General features: G+C 70.7%; 20 protein-coding genes. 10 read left to right on the top strand and 10 right to left on the bottom strand.

What is annotated here, in order from left to right; genetic code table 11:
- Positions 1-5: 5 nt before the first annotated feature.
- From H7X46_RS23185 to H7X46_RS23170, 4 genes are all read right to left on the bottom strand, one after another.
- Positions 6-1010 carry a thiopeptide-type bacteriocin biosynthesis protein gene (locus tag H7X46_RS23185; RefSeq protein ID WP_222131397.1) on the bottom strand — a complete coding sequence of 335 codons (1005 nt, stop codon included), beginning with the start codon at positions 1008-1010 and terminating at the stop codon, positions 6-8.
- A gap of 45 nt (positions 1011-1055) precedes the next feature.
- The gene (locus H7X46_RS23180) at positions 1056-2306 is read right to left on the bottom strand and encodes a lanthionine synthetase C family protein (protein ID WP_091679561.1); all 1251 of its coding nucleotides are present in this window, start codon (positions 2304-2306) and stop codon (positions 1056-1058) included.
- Positions 2303-5416, bottom strand: coding sequence for a lantibiotic dehydratase (locus tag H7X46_RS23175; RefSeq protein WP_186361385.1), 3114 nt, complete (start codon positions 5414-5416; stop codon positions 2303-2305). The genes H7X46_RS23180 and H7X46_RS23175 overlap by 4 nt, the downstream gene beginning before the upstream one ends.
- An 81-nt stretch (positions 5417-5497) precedes the next feature.
- Entirely contained in the window at positions 5498-5683 is a 186-nt protein-coding gene (locus H7X46_RS23170) for an FxLD family lanthipeptide (protein WP_009151814.1), read from the bottom strand.
- A gap of 450 nt (positions 5684-6133) precedes the next feature.
- Here H7X46_RS23170 and H7X46_RS23165 point away from each other — a divergent pair, with 450 nt between their 5' ends.
- From H7X46_RS23165 to H7X46_RS23155, 3 genes are read left to right on the top strand one after another with little or no spacing between them, the layout of a single operon-like run.
- Entirely contained in the window at positions 6134-7417 is a 1284-nt protein-coding gene (locus tag H7X46_RS23165; RefSeq protein ID WP_186361384.1) for a helix-turn-helix domain-containing protein, read from the top strand.
- Between the two features lie 14 nt (positions 7418-7431).
- A complete protein-coding gene (locus H7X46_RS23160) occupies positions 7432-7791 on the top strand; it encodes a hypothetical protein (protein ID WP_073575400.1) in 360 nt (119 codons plus the stop codon).
- On the top strand, positions 7784-8299 hold the full coding sequence (locus tag H7X46_RS23155) for an NUDIX hydrolase (RefSeq protein WP_113694550.1): 516 nt from the start codon (positions 7784-7786) through the stop codon (positions 8297-8299). The genes H7X46_RS23160 and H7X46_RS23155 overlap by 8 nt, the downstream gene beginning before the upstream one ends.
- A gap of 424 nt (positions 8300-8723) precedes the next feature.
- Here H7X46_RS23155 and H7X46_RS23150 read toward each other — a convergent pair whose 3' ends face one another.
- Positions 8724-9131 (bottom strand): bacteriophage spanin2 family protein, encoded by a 408-nt coding sequence (locus H7X46_RS23150; RefSeq protein ID WP_005456771.1) that lies wholly within the window; start codon positions 9129-9131, stop codon positions 8724-8726.
- Between the two features lie 100 nt (positions 9132-9231).
- Positions 9232-10281, bottom strand: coding sequence for a TerC family protein (locus tag H7X46_RS23145; RefSeq protein ID WP_005456772.1), 1050 nt, complete (start codon positions 10279-10281; stop codon positions 9232-9234).
- Between the two features lie 269 nt (positions 10282-10550).
- On the opposite strand from H7X46_RS23145, the gene H7X46_RS23140 reads away from it, so the two are divergent.
- Together H7X46_RS23140 and H7X46_RS23135 are read left to right on the top strand one after the other, a co-directional pair.
- Positions 10551-11048 carry a hypothetical protein gene (locus H7X46_RS23140; RefSeq protein ID WP_005456773.1) on the top strand — a complete coding sequence of 166 codons (498 nt, stop codon included), beginning with the start codon at positions 10551-10553 and terminating at the stop codon, positions 11046-11048.
- An 88-nt stretch (positions 11049-11136) separates the two neighbouring features.
- Positions 11137-11616, top strand: a complete 480-nt coding sequence (locus H7X46_RS23135; RefSeq protein WP_186361383.1) for a winged helix-turn-helix transcriptional regulator — start codon at positions 11137-11139, stop codon at positions 11614-11616.
- A gap of 409 nt (positions 11617-12025) precedes the next feature.
- Here the strand turns inward: H7X46_RS23135 and H7X46_RS23130 are convergent, their stop codons facing one another.
- On the bottom strand, positions 12026-13057 hold the full coding sequence (locus H7X46_RS23130) for a TerC/Alx family metal homeostasis membrane protein (RefSeq protein WP_043537254.1): 1032 nt from the start codon (positions 13055-13057) through the stop codon (positions 12026-12028).
- Between the two features lie 214 nt (positions 13058-13271).
- On the opposite strand from H7X46_RS23130, the gene H7X46_RS23125 reads away from it, so the two are divergent.
- Complete coding sequence (locus tag H7X46_RS23125) at positions 13272-14588, top strand: folylpolyglutamate synthase/dihydrofolate synthase family protein (RefSeq protein WP_158057000.1); 1317 nt, start codon at positions 13272-13274, stop codon at positions 14586-14588.
- A gap of 134 nt (positions 14589-14722) precedes the next feature.
- The gene (locus H7X46_RS23120; RefSeq protein ID WP_345368243.1) at positions 14723-15856 is read left to right on the top strand and encodes an L-threonylcarbamoyladenylate synthase; all 1134 of its coding nucleotides are present in this window, start codon (positions 14723-14725) and stop codon (positions 15854-15856) included.
- Here the strand turns inward: H7X46_RS23120 and murF are convergent.
- The 3 genes from murF to H7X46_RS23105 form a co-directional block, all read right to left on the bottom strand.
- Positions 15761-17071 (bottom strand): UDP-N-acetylmuramoyl-tripeptide--D-alanyl-D-alanine ligase, encoded by a 1311-nt coding sequence (gene murF, locus H7X46_RS23115; protein ID WP_370588922.1) that lies wholly within the window; start codon positions 17069-17071, stop codon positions 15761-15763. The two genes, H7X46_RS23120 and murF, sit on opposite strands and share 96 nt — an antisense overlap.
- A 150-nt stretch (positions 17072-17221) precedes the next feature.
- Positions 17222-18091 carry a DUF6671 family protein gene (locus tag H7X46_RS23110; RefSeq protein ID WP_005456780.1) on the bottom strand — a complete coding sequence of 290 codons (870 nt, stop codon included), beginning with the start codon at positions 18089-18091 and terminating at the stop codon, positions 17222-17224.
- Entirely contained in the window at positions 18091-18390 is a 300-nt protein-coding gene (locus H7X46_RS23105; RefSeq protein WP_005456781.1) for a winged helix-turn-helix domain-containing protein, read from the bottom strand. The genes H7X46_RS23110 and H7X46_RS23105 overlap by 1 nt, the downstream gene beginning before the upstream one ends.
- Before the next feature lie 126 nt (positions 18391-18516).
- On the opposite strand from H7X46_RS23105, the gene H7X46_RS23100 reads away from it, so the two are divergent.
- The 3 genes from H7X46_RS23100 (at position 18517) to H7X46_RS23090 (ending at position 23340) form a co-directional block, all read left to right on the top strand.
- Positions 18517-18975 carry a hypothetical protein gene (locus H7X46_RS23100; protein WP_005456782.1) on the top strand — a complete coding sequence of 153 codons (459 nt, stop codon included), beginning with the start codon at positions 18517-18519 and terminating at the stop codon, positions 18973-18975.
- A complete protein-coding gene (locus H7X46_RS23095; RefSeq protein ID WP_005456783.1) occupies positions 18972-20555 on the top strand; it encodes a proton-conducting transporter membrane subunit in 1584 nt (527 codons plus the stop codon). The genes H7X46_RS23100 and H7X46_RS23095 overlap by 4 nt, the downstream gene beginning before the upstream one ends.
- Before the next feature lie 154 nt (positions 20556-20709).
- Positions 20710-23340 (top strand): DUF2309 domain-containing protein, encoded by a 2631-nt coding sequence (locus H7X46_RS23090; protein WP_073577308.1) that lies wholly within the window; start codon positions 20710-20712, stop codon positions 23338-23340.
- Positions 23341-23347 lie beyond the last annotated feature (7 nt).

Below are 23347 nucleotides of genomic sequence, written 5' to 3'. Positions count from 1 at the left end.
TCGGCTTACGCCTCGACCAGGGGGACGTCGGGCAGGAACAGGTGTCGGGGCACCTGCCGGAACGCGGCCTCCACAGCGTCGGTGCGGACGGTGCCGTCCTTGACGAGGCGGTCGGCGAGCTTGGTACGCAGCTCGTCGGCGGAGCCGGTGGAACCGTCACTGACGGTGGTTGTCATTGCGGGAACCCTAACGGTGTTGGAGGTGGTCCCGGCTGGTGCCTGCCGGGTAGGCGTGCTGTAAAAAACGGTGTCGACGGCCAGCGCGGCGAGGGTGGCCTGGTCGGTGCCGGAGAGACCGGCGCGGTTGGCGTGGAAGATGAAGTGGTGCGCCAGGACGGCGCGCAGGCCCCGCTCGAGGTGTCCGGCGCGAGCGAGTTGGCGACCGGCCGTGTCGAACGCTGTCCACCAGGTCTCGGGAACCACGTCGGGGGCGACGTCGGCGACCTTGTGCGTGTTGGTGGTCATCAGTCGGCGCACGGCTTGGCTCAACCGCTCGGTGTGCGGAGAGTTGTTGGAGTGGGGTTGGGCGGTGGGCCGGAGCGCAGCCACCTTGTCCCAGACGTCGCCCTGCTCGAACCAGTCCAGCCCGGCGGCGCGCAGCATCGAGCTGAACAGCAGGACGGTGGTCTCTCTCTGACCCAAGGCAGCGGGTTTCGTGGCACGGGCGAGGCAGTGGCGACTGTCGTGGTGAAACAGCGAGTGCGCGATGTCCATCGCGGCGGGTCCACCGAAGGCAAGGGTTTCGGGTTCGTAGATGCCGCGAGTCCAGCGCGCGAGATGCCCATCGGCCTCCAGGTCGGACAGCAGCGTGTCGACCGCTTTCGTCTCGGGGTTGACCGGTTGGTAACGCAGCCGCCAGGCGGGTGTCTTGCGCAGGTGCCACCACGTGTCGAGTTCGCCGTCCTGTTGGGCCTGGTCGAGAGCGGGTACGAGCAGGGTCGCGGCGGTGTGCTCGGCCGTGGTCGGGTCGGCGAACTCGACCAGGTAGTGGTGCCAGCTGTCCGGCAGCATCAGCGCGGAATCTCCTCTCGGTCGGACGGATCGCGTTCGGACGGATCAGGTGATGAGCAGGCCGGTGCCCCAGCCTGTCGCGGGCTCGATCTCAGCGGCGAGGGCAGCTAGGCCGACCCCGGCAGCGCCTTCGAGGAAGCCGGGGCCTTCGGGAACGGCCTGGGCGCAGGCGCGGTGCAGCATCTCGGTGGCCAGCGCGCGGAGTCGGGAAGCGGCCGGCTCCGGTGTGTCGATGGCGGTATGAGCGGTGATCCGGGCGAGTCCGGCGTAGCCGTGGCACAGCGAAGCGTCGCTGATCAACGCATCCTGTTCCGGGTCGGTCACCGCACTGATCACGGCTTCCTCGGCGATCTGGCGGCGATCGGCGTCGTCGAGGGCCAGGGCGGCGAGGTGCAGGGTGCGGGCGATGCCCGCTGTTCCGTAGCACCAGCTCGGGCGTCGGCTGGCCCCGCTGTGCCGCACGTACATCGGCGTCGAACGCGCCTCGTCTCGGGTGACCATGTAGGGCCACCGGTGCCCGCTCGGAGTGCTTATGCGCCAGGAGTCCAGCCACGCGCAGATCGTCGCGACGGCCTGGCGCTGCCCGTCCACGGCGATGCCCCGGCGCAGGGCCTGGGCCAGCAGTGCCAGCGGGCCGCCGATGCCGTGTGCTACGCCGAAGTTGCCGTGGCCTCCGGGGAACTCGTCGTCCTCGTGGCCGGTGGGACCGGTGAGGGTCCACCACCCCGGCAGGGCCTCTCCTTCGACCATCACCGGTTGGGTGAGCCGCACGAGGGCGCCCAGAACGGCCGGCAGGGCGGTGCCGTCGGGGTCGTGGTGCAGCAGATGGGCACCGAGACCAGCGAGGCCCCGAATCGTGTCGAACTCGGCCATCTGCGGCAACATCCCGACGACGTCCATGCGCTCGTGGGCCTTGTCGACGCGGTTGTGGGCGTCGGCGGCGATCTGCCGGGTCAAGGGCGTGAGGGCGGACTGGTACGTGCCGGGACGGACTGTGGCGGCTCCCGCGAGGGCGCGCGCGACTGCCGGCGCGCCGTAGAACAAGCCGGTGCTCGCTCCGGCGGTGATCGGCTTGCTGGTGACGGCGGTCAGCCAGTCATGGGCGCGGTCGAACGGCCGTATCCCGGCGGCTGCCAGCTCGATGTGCAGCAGTGCCACACCAGGAGCGCCGTGGGCGAGGGATTGGTGCCACCACGGCTCGTCCGTGGGCAGGTGGGGGGCGTCCGGCCGGGCGAGGCGATCGGCGATCCCCGTCGCGTACTCGACCGCGGCATCCGAGGCGAGGTCGGCGTTCATCGCGGTCCTCCGGTGCGGGCGGCGAAGGTCAGGGCCGCGGTCCGGGCCAGGTAAAGGCACACCGCCTTGTCGTCGGGCTCGATGCCGTAGGCCCGCAGGAAGTGCGTGTGCAGCAACGAGCCCAAGGCGGCGTCCGGGTCGACGCCCTCGGCCTCAGCCCCGGACAGGTGCGCTCGGTAGGCAGCTACGGTCTGGGCGCGCTCGGCCCATGTCGCGACGACCGAAGCCGCACCCGGCGTGCTGCGCAAGGCGCGGAAATTCTCGGAGGGGTCGGCGAGGCATTGTGCCTCGGTGAACACCGGCCGGGGCACGACGGTAGGAGGTTTGGCCGGGACATGGTCGACCAGCCACCGCATCCCGGCCTCGGTCCCTCCCATGAAGGCGACGGCGATGGCGGCGAAGTTCGCCGCGGCCAGAGCATGGTCGTGCGGTCGCGCGGGCCAGGCGAGCTCGGCGAGCACGGCGCGGGAGTCAGCCGTGAAGAACGCCTCGACGGCTGATAGTGCCGCACCTGAGCCCCAGCGGCCGGTCTCCGGGTAGGAGGTCGCGAAAGCGATGTCGCGCAGCAGGCCGAGGCGGCGGAGCCGGTCGGCCCAGGCGCTGACCCGGCCGGCCGCCTCGCCGAACACCACTGGCTCAGTGCTGAGGAGACTGATCCGCAAGCGCAGGTAGTGCTCGTTGCCCTCGCGGAATCGCAGAAACCACCACCGCGGTTGGGCATCGCCCCACTCCGCCAGCAGTGCGGGCAGGTGCTTGGCGAGCACGGTGTTGTGACGTTGCGGGTCGCCGTAGAGCTTGGCGAACAGCATGGGGGAACCACCCGGCGACAGCCCGTGCTCACCTGGCCGGACGATCCGCTGGGGCGTCGGGCGCGGTGGCCGCGTCGTGGCCTGCGGCTGACAGCTGGCCATGGGCACGACGACGTCGTGAGCACGGCCATCGAGCCATCCGGCGGCGTCCTCAGCGGGTCCTTCCTCCAGCACCGCGTGGGGGTGGGTACCGAGGTGCTCGCGCAGCAGGACCCGGTGTGCGTCCTCGACGAGATCGAGCGGCAACCGCCAGTCCCCGTCGACCAGGAACACCGCCTGCGGGAGGCGGCGGCGGGTGCGCCACTCGGCCAGGGCGCTGTCCCAGGTCGCCCAGCTGGAGGTCCGGTCGGGAAGGTCGGCTGCGGCCAACCGCCACCGGGCCGGGGACAGCACGATGCGGCCGAAGCGCAGCCGAGGAAGAAACGGCAACGTGGCCGCCGTGCCCCAGTCGAAGTCGGTGACCTCCGCGCAGTGTGCGCGGGTCAGTTCGACCAGGAGGCGGGCCAGCGGCGGAGTGTGTTTGCGTAGGTTGAGTGCGTGCAAGCCCCACGCTTCGACCCTCGCGCCGAGGGCGGGTGCGGTCAGATACAGGCGGTCGCTGTCGCAACTGACCGCCAAGTCCGCCGCCGTGAGGACCGCCGTTGACGCGGCGGTGTCGCGGTGTTCGGCGAGGCTGACGATGGTTGGCAGGACCTGGGCGCTGCGGGCGACGTGTGCGGTGGCGGGGTCCAGAGGCGGGAATGACAACTGGGCCTGGATTACCCCGTCAGACGCGGGCGGGGCGAGCGGCGTGATCAGCATTCGGCGGTCGTGTTCGTCGAACAGGTGCAGGAAACGGCCGCTGACGACGCCGGCCGATCGCGAGACTGAGGTAACGACGAGCTGGAAGTTGCCCTGCTTCAGGGCTTGCAGGCTCGGGGAGTCGACACGGGCGCACAACTCGAGGTGCGAGGGCAGCCGCATCGAGTGCACAGGCGCCAGCTCCAGCTCGGCGATCAACCTCTCGCCGAGGACGACCTCTTGCTGACCGTCCAACGCGGCGGCCTGGGCCAACGCCAGCAGCCGTTCGTCCCGAGGCGTCTGCTGGGGTCGTGTGACCACTCCGCTGGTGCCGGGGTAGCCGTCAGGCCAGCCGATCCCGCTGTCGGCAATGACCTCGAGCAGTGGCACCTGTGCGCCGGTGCCGAACCGCTGGTAGAAGCGTCGGTGGAAGTCCGCCCAGGCTGCCGTACCGCTGGCGCGGGAGGTCAGGCGCGCCAGGACCAGCGCGGCACGTTCCGCTTCGCGGGCGACTGCGCTGGGGAGCACGACGTCCAGGTCCAGCCGCAGGTCGACCGTGACTGGGCTCCGCCGTGACGGAGCCAGGCGGCTCATGGACGCGGCGGCGTCGGTCCGTAGCCTGCGCCGCGCTTCCGCTGGGCTGTTCCGATGTCGCCGCAACATGTCGTGGATGTCGTTCAGCGTCATGCACCGCTCGGTGGCAGCCTCGCCGACCGTGGCCAGCTCGCGCACCAAGTGGCCAAGTGCGTCGGGCTCCGTGCTCGGCGCATGGAGGTTGGTGACGAGCACGCGACGAGCGACCAACGTGGCCAGCAAGCCGGTCACCGTGCTCCCGGCGGTGCTCGGGAACTCGGCCTGTACCTGCTCGCGCATGTCATCGAAAGGAATCGGTGTCCGCGCAGCTCGCACGGCCGCGCGCACCGGGCCGGTGTAGCGAAGTTCGACTTCGACTGCGCCGGTGCCTCGATGGTTGACGGTCGGCTGGTACGGAACCACAAGCCGCTCACCGCGCACCATCAACGTGGAGTTCGCGACGAGGACCAAGCGCTCCAGGATCTCGGCCTGACCTTCCAACCGTCGGATGACCTCGGCCAGCCACCCGGCGTCGGCCGCAGCGTCCGCGCGATGATCATCACCCCAACGCTGAGAGGGATCCGCGTCGAACCGCGCGGCGGTGACCCCGGCGAACAAGCCGTTGGGAGTCGGACGGCCGGTCAACCGTGCCAGGTACCGCAGAACGGACAGCACCACGCGCCGGGATTCGCGCTCGCTGGCAACCTGAGCGCCACACAGGTTGTGGACGCGGTCAGCAAGGACAGGGCTGGCCAGGCCGATGGCGTCACGGACGGCTTCGACCTCCCACACTTCGCGCAGCCAGTCCACCCACGCGGTGACGGCGTCGGCCCCGGTCGCGGTCAGCGTCGGCCACGGCGGAAGTTTCAGCTCGCCCTCTGCAACAGCCCGGACCAACAGGCCACCCGCGGCTCGAAAGCCGACGCGGTCGGGCAAGGCCGTGGACACGGGACACCTCTCCAAAGCGACGGATGGAAACCGGACGCCCGCCCAAGAAGCCCCTGGCGGGAGTCCGGTCGCTCGTGACAATCAGGCGGCGCTGATGCAGGTCGACTTCTCGCACGTCGTCCCGCAGCCGTCATCCGTCATGTTGATCAGATGCGCCGGGTCCACCACCTCGACCAGCGTGATGTCGAGGTCGAACTCCGAGCCCATCTCGACCTCCGCGGCGGGCGTGGCCACCGTGGTCGGCGACCACTCCATCTGAACCGTCACAGATCCTCCTTCGTGGGTTTTACGCTCCGAGTCCCGGCGAGTCGGCCGTGACTTCGCCCGCCAGGCGGACCAGCCCGGAACTCGACCGAGGTACCGAGCGCTCCCGCCAGCACACCCGCGAGCGGAATTCCATCGAAGTGGAGGGCAGTCCTACCACCACACACCCCTCGACGGCACGTCCCGGTGAAAGACGCTTCCGGATACTCGGGCTGCGCCGAAGCGGAAGCTCGCCCGGACCGCAGCGATATCAGTCAAACCCCTGGTGATCAACGATAGCCAGAGCGCCGACGCGGCGTCGATGAGGCGGCAATGAGGCGTCATCACCTCTGACCTGCATAAACGCCTTTTCAGAGGCGGTAGTCCGAACGGGTACAGCTCGCCGAGCGGGTGATCAGCCTTGACCCGTAGCTGGCTATCGTGGCAGGTGACCGACGGGGTGAGGTGGTGTTCATGAGTGACCGACGAGATGCCTTCGCCGCGCGGCGTGAGCAGATGGGCTACACCCAGGAGAGCTTCGGCGCGGCGGTGGGCGTGGAGTTCTCCACGGTCGGACGCTGGGAACGCGGCACCCTGACCCCGCAGCCGTACCGTCGACCGTGTTTGGCTAAGACCCTCGATGTGAGCCTCGACCAGTTGGATGCGTTGCTCACGCCGAACCGGCAAGCTTCTACCGTTGCCACTGAACCAGCCGACCCTGCGGAGGCCGACGACATGAACCGTCGTGACCTGCTGCGCTTGTTCAGCATGACCGGCGCGTTGCTCGCGCTGCCTGCTGGCGAGACAGTACTCGGCGACGTCGACCGGCTCGCCGCCACAGCTCACGCGGGCACGGTGGACACGGCGGGAGCAGCGGAGTTCGCCCAGCTCAACTCCCACCTGTGGCGCGTGTACGCACTGTCGCCGACCAAGGCCCAGGTGCCGCCGCTGGTCCGAGCCCAACTCGGTGTACTCAGCGACTCCTTGCGACGACCGCAGACACCGACCATCCGACAACGGCTCTGCGAGCTGACCGCCGACCTCTTCCAGTTGGCGGGGGAAATCTTCTTCGACGGCAACCGATACACCGACGCCGCTCACTGCTACACGCTTGCGGCAACAGCGAGCAAGGAGGCCGTCGCTTCCGACCTGTGGGCCTGCGCGTTGACCAGGCATGCTTTCGTCGCCGTGTACGAGCGCCGATTCGCGGATGCCGCGCCGATGCTCGACGTGGCCGCCACCATCGCACGTCGAGGCGACCCCAGCCTGTCGACCCGACACTGGGTCGCCGTGGTGCAGGCCGAGACCTTCGCCGGCCTCGGCGACTTTGACTCCTGCCAACATGCCCTCGACACCGCTGCTGAGGTCCAGCGCCTACGGGGCCAGGTGCACAACGGCGGCTGGCTCCGGTTTGATGGCTCCCGCTTGGCTGAAGAACGCGGAACCTGCTACGTCACGCTGGGCCGCCACGACCTAGCTGAAGCGGCTCTGGTCGACGCCCTGCAGGGCACCTTGACCGCCCGCCGGAAAGCAGGCGTCCTGACCGACCTGGCGATGATCGGCGTGCACCGTCGCGACCCGGACCAGGTCGTCACCTACGCCGACACCGTCCTGACTACCGCCCGCCAGACCCGCTCGGGGGTCATCGCACAGAAGCTGCGGGTCCTTCAGCCACACCTTGCTTCCTTGCTCAACGACCAACAAATCCAGCGACTCGATGCCGAGATCACCAAACTCGTCGGCAACCGCGCCGCGTGATGGAGGACGACCGAATGCACAACGACCGTGGCCGCGTGTTCCGCGAGGCGTGGATCGCCGGAGTCACCAAGCACTACCCCGGTGAGCCGAAGCCTGGCTACATCACCCCGTGGGACCAGACCCCCGACTGGGAACGCGACGCCGCGACCGCCGTGTACGACCAGGTCGTCGCCTTCATCAAGGCCACCGACGGCGCCACCACCAAACTGACCCCAGACCAGAAAGGCCGCTTTGTGGCGTTGTGCTGGATCGGCCAGATCTTCAAGCACTTCCCCGAGCCGAAGCCGTCGTACGTCGCGGACTGGAACGATTTGCCGGACTGGCAGAAGGCGACGGATATCGACATCTTCGAGCGCATCGAACGCGATGCCTGACCAGGCGACGATCGACGCTGCGGCCGTCGATGCTCGCCTTGCCGAGACCGAGTACGACGACGCTCAGGCGTGGCTACACGCACGTTCGACCGCGTTGGAGCCGCTCGCAGCCGAGGTCTGGGTCACCGACCCGGAGCACCGCCACGTGCTGCTCGTGCGGCACCGGGTGCGAGGCTGGGTACCGCCTGGCGGAACCGTCGAGCCAGGCGAGACGCCTCGAGCCGCAGCAGCCCGTGAACTCTTGGAGGAGACCGGCCTGCTGGGCGAGCTGCTGTCAGTGCCGGCGGCCGTCGCTGTCCGCTCTTTCCGCGCCGACTGGACGCCAACGCTGAGCCTGTCCTACGGAGCCGTCATCAACCGCGACGCGCCACTCGGCGGGGAGAAGGGACAGCCGCCGAAGTGGGTCGACCTGGACGAATCGTGGGAGAGCGTGTTCCCCGAGGATCGCGACCGAATCCGCGCGTATGTGCGCAGGCTCGCGGCAGAGCACGCGGTCGAGGCGCGCTGATCCTGTCGGGCGGGGCTTTAGTTGGTGGCGGCCCCTGCGGACAAGCACAGATCGTCCCAAGCACCATCCCGCTCTGGCGTTTTCATGGGCGGTCTGGGTCGCACGTCCGGACGTGAACGTCCGCCGTTTCGTCGTTGACATGGCCGCTGATCAGGTCCGATCAACGCCGGGTAGCGTGGGTGCGCTAGCGAATCTGGGAGTGATTATGGCGATACGACGAGATGCTCTCGCAGCACGGCGCGAGGCTCTCGGCTTCACCCAGGAAACCCTCGCCCAGGAGCTTGGGGTGGAGCTCTCGACAACCTGACCTCGCCTGCGAGTGGGCCGCTCACCTGGAAGGGAGGGACGACCGACGAACGTTCAGCGGGGTCGCCGACGGTGCTCATCACGGGCTGCTTCCTGTCGTGCCCGTGACCCTACTTGGTCAGGGCGCGCAGGCGGTGGTGAGCGCGGCGGCCTGATCGGCCCTGGTCTGCAGCCAGGCGGCTGGAGCACTGGTGAGGGTGTCCAGGGTGGCCGTCTGCAGGGTGGCGGCCAGGTCGGTGATGGCGCGGCCGATGTCGGTGTCGCTGGTGGTCGCGGCCAGGTCGGTGAGCTCGGTGGCGGTGGTGTGCGCCTGGTCCAGTGCGGCCTGCGGTGCGCTGAGGTCGGGCGGGTTGGCGACCAGTGCCAGCGCGTCGCTACACACCTCGGCGGCGGCGACCGCGCCGGTCACGGTGTCCGCGGCCGAACCGGCGGTGTCGCCGGCCTGCTGGACAGCGCCGCAGCCGCTGATCGCCGCCACGACGCCCACGCCGAGCAGCACAGAGGTCCATCGAGTCGAGATGCGCATGAGCGGGTTCCTTTCCGGATGGGCTGGGTCTGTGGGGTGGTGCCGCCCACCGCTGGTGGGGGGAGTGAGCGGTGGGCGGCACCGGGGCGGTCGACGCGCGTCAGTCGCGCGTCGACAGGCCAGTGGGCGAGGACGGGGCCGTCTCGGCTGCGGCCGCCCCGGTTTGGGCTGGCTCGGTCGTGACCGTGTCGGGCTCCGCACCGGCCAGCGAATCGGCAGAGGCAGCCGCTGGGGTGGCCGGGGTGGTGCGGGTGCGGATCCAGCTGGCCGTGACGGCGACGGCGAGCAGGAGGGCGACCACGGCCAGCGAGAACCAGGTGGGGATCTTGTAGAGGTCGAGCAGCAGCATCTTGATGCCGACCCACACCAGCACCAGGGCGAGGCCTAGCTTGAGGTAGATGAAGCGGTGCATCAGGTCGGCGAGCAGGAAGTACATGGCGCGCAGGCCCAGGATGGCGAAGGCGTTGGAGGTGAACACCAGGAACGGCTGCTGGGTGATGGCGAAGATCGCCGGGATGGAGTCGACGGCGAAGACGATGTCGGTGACCTCGACCAGCACCAGCACCGCCAACAGAGGGGTGGCCACCCAGCGCCCGGCCTGGCGCACCAGGAACTTCTGCCCGTGGTACTCCTCGGTGGTGGGGATGACCTTGCGGAACAGGCGCAGCACGACGCTGCGGTCGGGGTCGATGGTCTCGTTGCGGTGCACGGCCATCCGGACACCGGTGGCGACCAGGAAGGCGCCGAACACGTACAGGATCCAGGCGAAGGACGCGATGAGCACCGAGCCCGCGGCGATGAACACCGCCCGGAACACCAGTGCGCCGAGCACGCCGTAGAACAGCACGCGGTGCTGGTACTCGCGGGGAACGGCGAAGTAGCCGAAGATGATCGCGAAGACGAACACGTTGTCCACCGCGAGGGACTTCTCGATCACGTAGCCCGCGAAGTACTGGGCGGCGAACTCGCTGCCCCACGCCCACCACACGATCGCGCCGAACCCGAGGCCGAGCGCGACCCACACCGCCGACCAGGCGGCGGCCTCGCGGACCCCGACCACGTGTGCGCGGCGGTGGGCGAACAGGTCGATCGCGAGCATCACCAGGATCACGCCGAGCACCGCGGCCCACGCCCACAACGGAACAACCACAGTCAAGCACCTCCGGTCACGTCGAGTGAAACCGGAGGTCTCCCCAACCGCCAGAGCACGTGCGCTGGGTCCGGTGGCGCCGGGACCGGGCAGCCATCGAACTGCCGTAATGACGATCCCGGACGTGGTGGGTACTCCCCTCCGCACCACCAGAATGACGAAATACGGTTCGCCTGTCAAGGCTTGACTGGCGAACCGTACTTCGTCAATCTGGAAATGAGGCCAGCGCGCGGCCTCCTCGATCCGTGCCGTGGAAAGCAGGTCCGCTGATGCCCGCCCAGTGCACAACCCTCGTCTGCGTCGTCGACGCCACCGATCCCGCGCCGGCCGCCGAGCTGCCCGCGGCGGTCGAACTGATCGCCGACCACGGCCACCTCGTGCTCGCCGTGCTGCACCCGCCGCCGGGGCTCACGCTCAACGCGCGGCTGATCGCCTGGCAGCAGGTCCGCCGGGAGCAGGTCACCGCCGCGGCGCTCGCTCCCGCGCTGTCACGGCTCCCGTCATCCGGGCTGGCCGAGCGGGGCGTGCGGATCCACACCACCGCGTGGCATCACCGTCGCGGGCCGGGCGGCCGGCATCGGCGCGTGGCCGCCGCCCTGCTGCGACTGTGCCGAGTGCACGACGCCGACGTGCTCGTGTTGCCCGCCCATCCTCGCGCCGAGCTCCTCACGCCTGCGACCTGCCAGTACCTGCTCGGCCTCACTCAACCTCGGCTGCGGATCCGCCGCGCAGACGAGCACACCCTGCCCGACGCGATGCTGGTCTGATCACACCCGGTCGAGCAGCTCCCCGCCGATCCGGACCCCGCGCCGACAGCGGCATCGAGAGTGGAAGGAATGCCTTATGGTCGGCCCCATGCGGCCTGCCGAACCCCCACCCGACCACGCCCTCCCCACCCCAGCGGGCTCGGATCCCACCGACTCCGGCACGGTGGATTCTGGCGTGGTGGATGCTGGTGCGGAACCGGCCGACGCCGCCGCGTCGCAGACGCCAGGGTCGTGGATGTTCCTGAGCAGCCACGCCCACGTGCTGCTCTGCCTGGCCGCCGACCCGCACCAGACCCTGCCCGTCATCGCCCAGAAGGTCGGCATCACCACCCGCGCCGTCCAGCTCATCCTCACCGACCTCATCCAGGGCGGCTACATCGAGCGCACCAAAGTCGGCCGCCGCAACCACTACCGCATCAACCCCGACGGCCATCTGCGCCACCCGCTGGAAGCCCACCACCGCATCGCCGACCTCATCACCGCCGTCGGTCCCGCCACCCCTGACGATGCTCGTGATGCTTCGGCTGACGGCGCCTCGACTCCTCCGCGTCGTCGCCGCACCGGATAACTCGCCACCCTTGGTAAACGAACCACAGTTCGTCATTCTCGACGTTGAGGGGGAGTACCTCAACGACCAAGCCCCGCGTCGTCAACACGATCTGGCCGACCCGGATCCGGCGCAGGCACCCGCCGCCCCACCGCGCGGGTCCAGGAAACCTCACGCCACCGACGCCAGCACCACCAAGCACGCCCTGGCAAGGGCTACGTGGCGTGGCCGGGCGGTGTGCGGACAGGACCTCGCGACGACCAGCGCCCCTCTCGCTTCGCACCCCACACTGACACGCCACCCGGGACGGCGTGTGTTCATCGTGGCGGGCGGGGCGGCACCAACGCTGCGCAGGTGATGACCAACGCCAGCAGAATGAGTGCCGTGACAGCGATGTCGATGAGGAATCCGGTGAGCATGGTGAACATGGTCAGTCCTTCTCAATCACGTGCTGCTCGGCCTCAATCACGTGCTGCTCGGCTCGGCGGCGGGTGCGCAGGCTCGCCGCGATGACGACGGCGAGGATGGCCACGATGACAGCGAGGGAGACCGGCGTGGGGATCTGCGGGGTGGCCGGCCAGATTCCGTGGGCCCAGTGCAACACCAGTTTCAGACCGATGAACGCGAGAATGACCGCCAGGCCGTGGTTGAGATAGACGAGCTTGGCCAGCGTGGCGTGGAGCACGAAGTAGAGCGCGCGCAGGCCGAGCAGCGCGAAGGCGTTGGTGGCGAATACCAGGTAGGGGTCCGCGGTGATGCCGTAGACCGCGGGGACCGAGTCCACGGCGAACACCACGTCGGTCACGAACACCGCGGCGACCACCACCGCAAGCGGCGTGAGCGCGCGTCGTCCGTGCTCCCGTACGGTCAGCCGGGTGCCTCGGTAGTCGTCGGTGACGGGCATGAACCTGCGGAGCAGTCGCACGATACGCATCTGGGATACGTCGCGGCCCGCGAAGGCCGAACCGGTGTGCACCTCGTGCAGGATCTTGCCCGCGGACACGAGCAGGATCAGGCCGAAGAGGAGGAACGCCCAGGTGCCTGCCTGCAGCAGCGCCGCGCCCGCCGCGATGAAGATGCCCCGCAGGACCAGGGCACCGGCGATGCCGTACAGCAGCACCCGTTGCTGAATGGGGGACGGGACCGCGAACCCGGCCAGGATCAGCATGAACACGAACAGGTTGTCCACCGACAGTGACTTCTCCACCACGAAGCCGGTGATGAACTCCAGTGCCGGCCCGCTGTCGAACACCGCCCACAGCCAGATCCCGAACAGGACGGGCAGCGTGAGATAGAACACCGACCAGCCAATCGCTTCCCGTATCGACACCTCGTGGGGACGGCGGGTGACGGCGAAATCGGTGACGAGGAGGCCGAGTATTACGGCGATGCTGGCGACCCACAACCAGGGCGACCCGATCGACGAGGACCCCACCGAGTCGGCGGGCGCGGCCACGGACAGAGACGACACCACGGGATGAAAGGGCACGAAGACCTCCGCGCACGGACGACGTTCGAGGTCTCCTTCACCCTGGTGAGGGCGGTCGCCCGGGGACACCATGGGGTGTCCGTATTGACCAGGCAGACACTTAGGGAAGTACTCCCCTCTGCACGCAGTGTCACTGGCCGGAATGTGGCTGTCAAGGTTGATCGGGGGTGGATCTAGGATCGGTGGCGTGAGGCGCGCCGGGGTATGGCAGTGGCTGGACGGTCACGTCGACCATGAGCGGGGGGTGGGGGTCGCTGCTGGTGGGGTGGTGTCGCAGGCCCCGACGACCGTGGTCATCGAGCGGCTGCTGCGCACGCTCGGCCGGCCCGAGCAGCGGGTGCCGGTGATCCTGGTGGCCGGCACCAACGGCAAGAGCACGACCGCCCGGATCCTGGCCGCGGTGCTGGCGGGCAGTGGACTGCGGGTCGGGTTGTACACCAGTCCTCATCTGCACCGGCCGCAGGAGCGGATCACCATCGATGGTGTCACGATCACCGACGACGAGTTGGCGGCGGTGCTCGACCCGCTGGTGGCGGACGAGCGCACCGCGTCAGAGCTGGGGCGGCCCAGTTGGTTCGAATTGATGACCGCGGCCGCGGTGGGCTGGTTCGCCGACCAACGTGTTGATGTCGCGGTGGTCGAGACCGGTCTGGGTGGCAGCGGCGACGCGACCGCCGCGCTCGGCGCCGGCCTGGTGGTGGTCACGTCGGTGGGCGTCGACCACGTCGAGTACTTCGGTGACAGGCGGTGGGACAACGCCGTGGCTGAGGCTGGCGCGGTTCCTGAGGGCGCGACCGTGGTGCTAGCCGAAGCGGACCCGGCCATGCACCCGCCGTTCCTGGGCCGCCGCCCCTCGCGCGTGGTGACCGTGGATCGTGACTTCGGCGTGGCCGCCGACGCGCCGGTCGCGGATGGCCGGACGGTGTCGCTGTTCACGCCCGGGGCGACTTATGACGACGTTTTCCTGCGTCTGCTGGCACCGTGGCAGGCGGCGAACGCGGCGACGGCGTTGGCCGCCGCCGAGGTGTGGCTGGCCCGGCCGGTGGCCGACCAGGTGGTGCGGGCGGTCTGCGGGGCGCTGCGGGCTTCGGGCCGCTTTGAGCTTGTCCACACCCCCGGCCCTGTGCTGATGGACGGCGCCCACAACGAGGAAGCGGCCACCGCGCTGGCACGGGCGCTGCGGGAGCGGTTCGACGGCGTCTCCCGCACCGTGGTGGTCGGTATGACCGGGACCCGCGCGCCGGAGGCGTTTCTGAGTGCCCTGGGGGTCGGGGCTGGTGACTGGGTGATCTGCACCTCGCCCCGGACACCGCGAGCGGTGCCGCTCGCCAGGCTCGCCGCCGCCGCGCGGGCGGTGGGCGCAGGATCGGTCGCGGTCGAGGCGGATGTGGGTGATGCGGTGCGCCGCGCGGCGGCGGCGAATGATAGCACGCTCACGGTAGTTACCGGGTCGCTCTATGTGATCGGCGAGGCGCTGCCCGTCGTGCGAGCGCTGGTGACGTGACCACCCGTGCTGCCCGGGCTGAGCGCCGCGCGTGCTGATCGGGAAGAGAGGGTACGAGATCCGGTCTCGAAATGGGTCCGGCGGCGCGGGGGCAACGGTGATCGCGCGAGCCGGTGGTGTGTCAGACTGCAGTGGTGAGGGGTGAACGGGTGATGTCGGATCAACCAGGCATCGCGCCTGAGCGCGTGGGACTCGATGTGGAACGCGCTGCTGGCACCCTGCGCGCGGGTGGGCTGGTCGCGTTCCCGACCGAGACCGTGTACGGGCTCGGCGCGGACGCGGAGAACGTCGACGCGGTGGAGCGTGTCTTCGCCGTGAAGGGGCGGCCCTCGACGCACCCGCTGATCGTGCACCTCAGCGGGGCGCGTCAGCTCCCCGACTGGGTCGCGGAGGTGCCCGACGCGGCGCGCCGCGTCGCTGACCGTTTCTGGCCTGGCCCGGTGACCCTGGTTCTTCGTCGGGGCCGCCGTGTTCCCCGCGCGGTCACCGGCGGTCTGGAGACGGTCGCGCTGCGGGTGCCCGACCATCCGGTCGCCCGCGCGCTGCTCACGGCGTTCGGTGGCGGTGTGGCGGCGCCATCGGCCAACCGTTTCGGCTCGGTCAGTCCCACGGCGGCTGCTCATGTTGGCGACGGGTTGGGCGCCGACGTCGACTACGTGCTGGACGGCGGCCCCTGTGCGGTGGGTGTCGAGTCCACGATCGTCGACCTCACCGGCGCACCTGCGATACTGCGCCCAGGCGGCGTGACACGAGAGGATCTTGAGCGCGCACTGGGTTGCTCCGTGCCGGTGCGGGCGAGGAGTGCCGTACGCGTTCCGGGCCAGCATCCGTCGCACTACGCGCCGAGGGCACGGGTTGTCCTGGTCGAGCCGGGCCAGGTGATCGGCCACGCCGAGTACCTGGCAGCGCAGGGCCGGCGCGTCGGCGTCCTGCTGCCGCCCGAGTTCGCGGACGGTGCCGGTGCGTGTGCCGGGCAGCGCGTTATCGCGGTGCCGGACTCGGGTGCGCAGTACGCGCGGCGGCTTTTCGAGTTCCTCCGTGACTTCGACCGGCATGAGTGCGAGGTCGTGGTGGCCTCGGTTCCTACCCCGGACGGGCTCGGATTGGCGATCGCGGATCGGCTCCGCCGAGCGGCCGGGTCGCGCAGCCAGACGGCCGCGACTCCGGGCTGCTCAGCGGTTGCTGAGCGCGGCGACGAGGTGTTCGAGGTGGGCGGCGCGGGATGCTTTGATCAGGACGAGATCGTCGGGACGAAGGATTCGACTTAGCACGTCGTGGGCGGCCTGGCTGTCGGGAACGGCGATGATGTCGAGGGTGCTGTGCTCGGTGTCGGCCGCGTCGGCGATCAGAGGCGCGGTCCGGGTGCCGATGGTGATCAGGACGTCGAGGCCGGCGCGTGCGGCGAGCACGCCGAGGTGGTGGTGGGCGCCAGCGGCGTGGTCGCCGAGGTCGGCCATCTCGCCGAGGACGGCGATCCGGCGGCGGGCGGACATGGTGCTCAGGGTGGTCAGCGCGGCGGCCATGGAGTCGGGGTTGGCGTTGTAGGCGTCGTGGAGGAGCGTGACCCCGTCGCCCCGCACGATGGTTTGCATGCGCCCGCCGCTGGCGGGTTCAGCGGCGCTCAGGGCATCGGCGATGGTGTGGTGGTCAAGGCCGAGGCCGAGGGCGAGGGCGGCGACGGCGAGGGCGTTGCCGACGTGGTGCCGGCCGGTCAGGCGGAGCGTGACGGGTGCCGTGCCCTCGGGAGTGTGCAGGGTGAAGCACGCCCGGCCGCGCGGCGTGACGTGCACATCTCGGGCGTATACGCCGTTGGGGTGGGGGCGCTGGCTCCACCAGCGGGTGCGGGCGGGGGTGAGCGGGGCCATCGCGGCGACGAGCGGATCGTCGGCGTTGAGGATGGCCAGCCCACCGTGGTCTGCAGAGGGGAGCCCGGTCAGTAGTTCGCTTTTGGCCGCGGCGATCCCGGTTTGCCCGTCGGGGTATTGACCGAGGTGGGCGGTGCCGACGTTGAGCACGACCCCGACGTGGGGGGTGACCAGGCCGCACAGGTAGCTGAGGTGTCCACGGCCCCGGGCGCCCATTTCCAGGATGAGGTAGCGGGTGTCGGGGGTGGCGCGCAGGACAGTGAGGGGAAAACCGAGCTCGTTGTTGAAGGAGCGGTCTGTGGCGGCGACCGGGCCGTGGTGTGCCAGGACCTGGGTGGCGAGATCTTTGGTCGTGGTCTTGCCGTTCGACCCGGTGATGCCGATCACGGTGGCCGGCAGTCGGTCTGCCACGTGGCGAGCCAGGTCGCCGAGCGCGCGGGTCACGTCGGTGACCTGGACGGCAGGGGCGGGCACCGGGCGTGCGGCCAGCACCAGGGCGGCTCCCGCGGCGAGGGCCGCTGATGCATGGTAGTGCCCGTCGGTGCGCCGGCCGGGGAGGGCGGCGAACACGCCGCCGGGGTGGACCTGGCGGGAGTCGATGCTGGCGGGTGCGGTCACCAGCAGCGACGGGTCGGTCCCCGGGACGAGGTGACCGTCGGTGGCCGCGGCGATCGCGGCGGCGGTCAGGGGGATCATCGTGGTGACGCTCCTTCGGACGTGCAGTGGCTGGGGCCGGCCGGGTGGGTCTGCGGGGGTGGTGTCCGGGGGTTACGGGTTGCAGCATTCGCAGAACGTGGGATCGGCACGTCGTTGGCCGTCATCGCGAGGGTGGCGGCCGCGGTGCGGGCAGCGGGCACACCCGTGGATCGTTGCCAGGGTCAGGCGGGTGGGCTCGCCACACGTGCCGCAGGGCAGACCAGGTTCGCGGTCCACCGGGCCGAATCCGGGGGTGCCGCAGGCCGGGCACAGGGTGGCCAGACGCGAGGCGAGTTGGTGGGCGAGCACGCTGATCTCCCGCATGCGGGTGGGGTTGACGTGCGCGCGCATGTCGGTCTCCAGTCGCGCCAGGCCATCGGTGGAGTGCGCGGTGCACCGGCTGATCGCCGCATCGAGGTCGGCACGGGTCTGGATGCCCTTGCAGATGGGGCCTGGAGCCCGCACGTCGGCGGGGCTGTGGGGACGGACGATGACCGCGTGGGCACCGAAACCGACGCGCGCCAGGTAGGCGTCGGTTTCCTCGTCGAGGCGGCGGGTCGTGGTGTGGCTGAAGTTCGTCGGTGTGGTTCGGCGCTCCAGGATGCAGACGTCCCGCACCGTGTCGAGGAAGGCGAGGATCTCCTGGCCGGCGCTCAGCATTGGCGCGACCGGGTGCGGGCCGAAGGAGCCTTCGCTGGCCACGGCGAGTCCGAGGCCGGTCGACTCGATCGCGAGGCGCGCCTTGCGGACCGCGGTCTCGGCCGCCGACCCGGCGCGGGGGATCTCACCGGTGAAGGTGCCGAGCTGATCGGTGTCCACATCGTGGGCGAGCACAAGCCGCATGCCGGGGATCCGCGCCAGGGCGGCAGCGAGGGCTCGCTGCTTGCCGTGTCGGGTGGCCATCGCGACCGGTGCGCCCGCGTAGGGGTGCACGGCGAGCATTACACGAGGTTGCCGGATCGGGCGTCGATGCCGGTGAGCAGGGCCACGAGCTGCCCGATGGCGGTGTCACGGTCCATCGGGTGCCGCAGCGGCAAATCCGGATGCAACCGGTACCGGTTGCGCCGCCCCTCCCTGGTGCGTTCCAGGTAGCCCGCCTCGACGAGGTCGGCCACGATGCGCTGCGCCGCCCGCTCGGTGATGCCCACCACCTCGGCCACATCCCGCAACCGAACTTGTGGATCCCGCACCACGCACAGCAGTACGTGGGCGTGATTGGTCAAGAACGTCCACTCCTGCATGGCCGCAACTGTACCTCGTCGGGGGTAATGCATGTCACGCTTGCCAAAGCACGTCATCAATGTCGTATGATGCATACCGCGTATTAGAACACAGGTCATTGGTAGCGTGCTTGGGAGGTGGGTGTCATGGGCGACGAGGAGATGGCGCTCCCGTGGGAGAACCTGCTGCGGGAGGTGGGCGCGGTGGTCGACGCCGAGATGGCGGGCGTACTGACCGGCGAGCGCGCGGCCGATGAGGTGGCGCGGCGCTGGGCGCACCGGTGGGCCTCGCCGCCGCCGGACGTGGTGATCGACACCAGCCCGCCGGGCGTGCGGCGGGGGGCCGCGCAGAGCGTGGGTGCCTACATCGCCCGGGAGCTGGAACGGGGGCGGTCGCTGTACTGCGTGGTCCACGACGAGTTCGTCCGGGTGCGGATCGGGGGTTTCGACGGGCGTGCGTTGCCTCCGCATTGCCTGGAACACCTCGGTTCGCCGCCCGAGCCCGCTGCGGGCACCGGTGCTGAGCCGCGCGCCACCGACCTCGCCGGAGCCCCGGCGACGCGCGGCGCGGCGGCGCGCGCGGGTCAGGAAGGTACGACGGCGTGACAGGGGTGACGCTGCTCGTTTTGGTGGCCCTTCCCGCTGTTGCGGCCATGGCCGGGTCGATCCGGCGGCTACGGAGCTTGGCGCCCGCGTTGGGTGCGGGTGCGGCGCTGGTGGCCACCGCGCTGGCGGGGACGCTGGCCGTGACGGTGGTAGTCGGCGGGCCGGTGGCGATGGTGCTGGCCAACCCGGACGGGCGAGCCTGGACCGGGCTGGTGGTCGACCACGTCGGGGCGATCGTTCTGCTGCTGGTGTGCACGGTCAGCGCCGTGGTCCAGGCGTTCGCCCGCCGCTACCTGCACGGCGATCCGGCCGCGGCCCGCTTCGCTGTCGCGGCGGGGGCGCTGACCGCCGCGACCACGGTGATGGTGACCGCGGCGACTCTCGTCACCCTGGCGGTGGCGTGGACGCTGACCGGGGTGATCTTGTGCCGTCTGGTGGGGATGTATCGGCCGGCGCCCTCGGCCGTCGATGCCGCACGGCGCACCACCCGTGCCGTCGTCGCCGGGGACGCCGCGTTGTGGACTGGGGTTGTCCTCGCGGTCACGGTCTGGGGGGATCTCGACCTGCGCCACCAGGGCGACGCGGCCCTCGGCGGTGCGGTGGGCACGGTGGTGGCCTGTTCGCTGGTGGTCGCCGCGGCCGTGCGGTGCGCGCAGCTGCCCTGGCACCGATGGCTGCCGGCGACCCTGGCGGCACCGACCCCGGTTTCGGCTCTGCTGCACGCCGGCGTGGTCAACGCCGGCGGGGTGCTGCTGGTGAAGCTGTCGCCGATCGTCGGTGCCGCGCCGGTGGCGACACACCTGGCGTTCGCCATCGGAGCCGCCAGCGTCGTGGCCGCCACCGCGATCATGCTGACCCGCCCCGACATCAAAGGGGCGCTGGTGCACTCCACGATCGGGCAGATGGGGTTCATGCTCATGACCTGCGGGCTCGGCCTCTACGCCGCGACGGTGGTGCACCTGGTGGCGCACGGGCTGTTCAAAGCCACCCTGTTCCTCGGCTCGGGGTCGGCCGTGCAGCGGCACGCTGGCCACACTGCGGCTCCTCCCGCGCCTCGGTTGGCTCCTGCCCGCGCAGCGCAGGTCGCTGTCCTCGCCGGGGTCGCCGCCGTCGCGGCGGTCGGGGTGGCGGCCTGGTTGCTACCCCTTCATGCCGGCGGCGTCGCGTTGTCGCTCTTCGCCGTGGCCACCGCCGCGCGGCTGGCGTGGGGCTGGCTGCGTCGTCACCCGACCGGCGGCGCGCTGGTCACGGTGGTGATCGTGCTGCCGGGCGTGGCGATCGGGTACCTGGCCCTGGTGGGCGCGGTCACCGAGCTCCTGGCCCCGAGCCTGCCCGCAAGCGGGCCCGCCGCTGTCTCGGCCTGGGTTCTCGCGACCGTGGTGGCGGTGCTGGCGGCCGGTGCGCTGCTGCTCCACCTGGCACCCGCGGTCGGTCTGGGCCGGTGGCGCGACCGGCTGTACGTGGCGGCGTTGTCCGCCGGGCAGCAGCGCACGTACACCGCCGCCTGGGGTCACCCGCCACGGCTGGTACCGACACCGCGTCCGCGGCCGGTTCCCCAACTGGAAGGAGCTCGGGCGTGACTCGCCCCCACGCGCTCGACGGCATCCCGCGCAAGCGGGTCGCCGCCATGACAGGTGAGTCACCGGCTGTCCCGCACGCGTGGCTTCCCCTGTTCTCCACGGTCGCACGTTCCGCCACTTGTCGCGTCGTGCTCGCGCAGGAGGGTTCACACTCATGACCACCGGCCCCGCCACCAACCTCGCCCCCGATGCCGTCTCTGACGTCGCCACACAGCAGGCGGCAGTGCGCGCCGAGATCGCCGACGCGGCCGGATTCCTGGCTCCGACCTGGCCATTGGCGGACTTCATCGCGGTCAACCCGTTGTCCGGCCTGCTGGACCGCCCGTTCGCCGACGCGGCCACCACCGCCGCGGATCTGCTCGGAGCACGAGTCACCCCAGACGAGACCTGGCTACGTGCCGCCTGGCAGCGCGGCCGGATCACCGACGACGACCTGCGCGCCGCGCTGGCCCGCCGCCACCCCACGGCGCTACAGCGGGGCCCGCTCACTCTCGGCAACCGCGCCTACGACCCGGTCGACCTGCTGGTGGCCGATCTGCACCAGGGCATCGCGTGTCCACCGCCGCGCCGTCAGGCACGCACCGCGGCCGAAGCACTGGCCCCGGAGGTGGCCGCCCTGCTCAACACCCACACGATCCAGTGGTGCGCGGCCTACCTGGACGAAGGCCAGTCCACCTGGCGGATGCCGGGTCGTGACCGCGGCTTCTACTCGGCGTGGCGGGCGCTGGCCGCCCATGACGGAACCTTGCCGCGGCCGGTGCGGGCGCGGCTGCGGCACCTGCCCGAACGCGCCGAGCACACCATCCTGGACGCGCTGGCCGCGCTCGGTGTCCCGGACGACCAGCGGACCCGCTACCTGCAGGCCCACCTGGCCTGCTTGCCCGGCTTCGCCGCCCACGTCCGGTGGCGCGGCGAGCGGCCCGACAGCGGCATCGACCTCGTCGACTACCTCGCGTTGCGGTTGGCCGTCGAAGCCGCCGCGCTCGCCGGCTCCCACGCTCCCGGCACAGCGTGGTCCTGGGCCTCCGCGAGCCGGTTCGACACCCGGCAGGCCACCGTCGACCCGCACGACCGGGCCTACCACCTGTTGGGAGCGCTGGAAGTCACCGACACCGATGCCGCCCAACGGAGCGAGCTGGTGGAGCTGCTCGACCAGCTGCCGATCCAGCAGCGGGCGCTGGTCTGGCTGGACGCCTACGAGGACCACTACCGGAGCCGGCTGCTGCTGCGCATCCTCGGCCGGCCCCAGCCCGAACTGCCCGAAGCCCCACCGCGGGCGCAGGTGGTGTGCTGCATCGATCCCCGCTCCGAAGGACTGCGCCGCCACCTGGAGGTCCTCGGCAGCTACCAGACCCTGGGCTTCGCCGGTTTCTTCGCCGTCGCCATGCGCTACCGCGACCTCGCCGGGGGTGCCGCTCGCACCCAGTGTCCCGGCCCGATCACGCCTCGCCACACCCTCACCGAGCACCCCGCCCCTGGTCGGCGGCGCGCGGCCGAGCGGTCACTGGCCGGCCGCAGGGTGCTCGCCGCCGCCGAGCACTCCCTGCACGCCGCCAAGGACGACCTGCTGGCGCCGTTCGCCCTCGCCGAAGCCGCCGGCTGGCTGGCCGGGCCGCTGGCCGCGGCCAAGACCTTCACTCCCCGTGCCGCCGGCGCCACAGGCGCGTGGTGGGCCCGCCGCATCACGCCCGAGCCGCAGACCGAGATCTCCATCGCCGAGGCGCTCACCCCCGAGGAGCGTGCCGCGACCGCCGAAACCATCCTGACGTTGATGGGCCTGACCCGCGGGTTCGCGCGGCTGGTCGTGTTCTGCGGGCACCGCGCCCACACCGACAACAACCCCTACCAGGCCGCGCTGGACTGCGGCGCCTGCGGGGGACATCCCGGAGGTCCCAACGCCCGCACGGCCGCCGCCCTGCTCAACGATCCGCAGGTCCGCCGTCACCTGGCCGACCGCGGCATCACCGTTCCCGACGACACCTGGTTCGTCCCGGCCGAACACGACACCACCACCGACACCGTACGCCTGCTGGACACCCACCTCCTGCCCGCCACCCACCGCCGCGACGCTGACAGGCTCACCGCCGACCTCCGCACGGCCGGCACCCGGCTGGCCGCCGAACGCTGCGCCATCCTGCCGGGCGCACCCACCCGGCCCCGCCCGCGGCACGCGGCGCGCCACACCCGCGCCCGGGCCCGTGACTGGGCCCAGGTCTTCCCGGAATGGGGTCTCGCCGACAACGCCGCCTTCCTCATCGCGCCCCGCGCCCTCACCCGCGGCATCGACCTGCACAGCCGCGTGTTCCTCCACGACTACGATCCCGACCTCGACCCGACCGGCACCGTCCTGGAAACAATCCTCACCGCGCCGCTCGTCGTCGCACACTGGATCAACAGCCAGTACTACTTCGCCACCGTCGACCCGCAGTCCTTCGGCGCCGGCAGCAAAACCCTGCACAACGTCACCGGTGGGGGCCTGGGCGTCATGACCGGCCACACCAGTGACCTCCAGCCCGGCCTGCCCTGGCAGTCCCTCACCGACGGCCACCACGCCCGACATGAACCGCAACGCCTGCTCGCCATCGTGCAGGCACCCCTGCCCAGGCTGGACACCCTCATCGCCCGCCACACAATGCTGCACCACATGTTCAGCCACGACTGGATTGGACTCGCCGCACGGGAACAGCCCGACGACCCGTGGCACCGCTACACCCCCACCGGGTGGCAGCCCTGGCACCCCAGCACCGACACGCCAGCACCGACATCCCGGCAGGCGCTCCCGTGACCGCTCC

The sequence above is a fragment of the Pseudonocardia sp. C8 genome (assembly GCF_014267175.1).
In the GTDB taxonomy this organism is placed as follows: Bacteria; Actinomycetota; Actinomycetes; order Mycobacteriales; family Pseudonocardiaceae; genus Pseudonocardia.
This window is presented reverse-complemented; position numbering and strand designations above follow the sequence as displayed.

Bases quoted from the DNA above. Each gene is read 5' to 3' on its own strand.
- H7X46_RS23185 (WP_222131397.1), bottom strand. From the start codon at position 1,010: ATGCTGCCGGACAGCTGGCACCACTACCTGGTCGAGTTCGCCGACCCG.
- H7X46_RS23180 (WP_091679561.1), bottom strand. From the start codon at position 2,306: ATGAACGCCGACCTCGCCTCGGATGCCGCGGTCGAGTACGCGACGGGG.
- H7X46_RS23165 (WP_186361384.1), top strand. From the start codon at position 6,134: ATGAGTGACCGACGAGATGCCTTCGCCGCGCGGCGTGAGCAGATGGGC.
- H7X46_RS23160 (WP_073575400.1), top strand. From the start codon at position 7,432: ATGCACAACGACCGTGGCCGCGTGTTCCGCGAGGCGTGGATCGCCGGA.
- H7X46_RS23155 (WP_113694550.1), top strand. From the start codon at position 7,784: ATGCCTGACCAGGCGACGATCGACGCTGCGGCCGTCGATGCTCGCCTT.
- H7X46_RS23150 (WP_005456771.1), bottom strand. From the start codon at position 9,131: ATGCGCATCTCGACTCGATGGACCTCTGTGCTGCTCGGCGTGGGCGTC.
- H7X46_RS23140 (WP_005456773.1), top strand. From the start codon at position 10,551: ATGCCCGCCCAGTGCACAACCCTCGTCTGCGTCGTCGACGCCACCGAT.
- H7X46_RS23135 (WP_186361383.1), top strand. From the start codon at position 11,137: ATGCGGCCTGCCGAACCCCCACCCGACCACGCCCTCCCCACCCCAGCG.
- H7X46_RS23110 (WP_005456780.1), bottom strand. From the start codon at position 18,091: ATGCTCGCCGTGCACCCCTACGCGGGCGCACCGGTCGCGATGGCCACC.
- H7X46_RS23105 (WP_005456781.1), bottom strand. From the start codon at position 18,390: ATGCAGGAGTGGACGTTCTTGACCAATCACGCCCACGTACTGCTGTGC.
- H7X46_RS23100 (WP_005456782.1), top strand. From the start codon at position 18,517: ATGGGCGACGAGGAGATGGCGCTCCCGTGGGAGAACCTGCTGCGGGAG.
- H7X46_RS23090 (WP_073577308.1), top strand. From the start codon at position 20,710: ATGACCACCGGCCCCGCCACCAACCTCGCCCCCGATGCCGTCTCTGAC.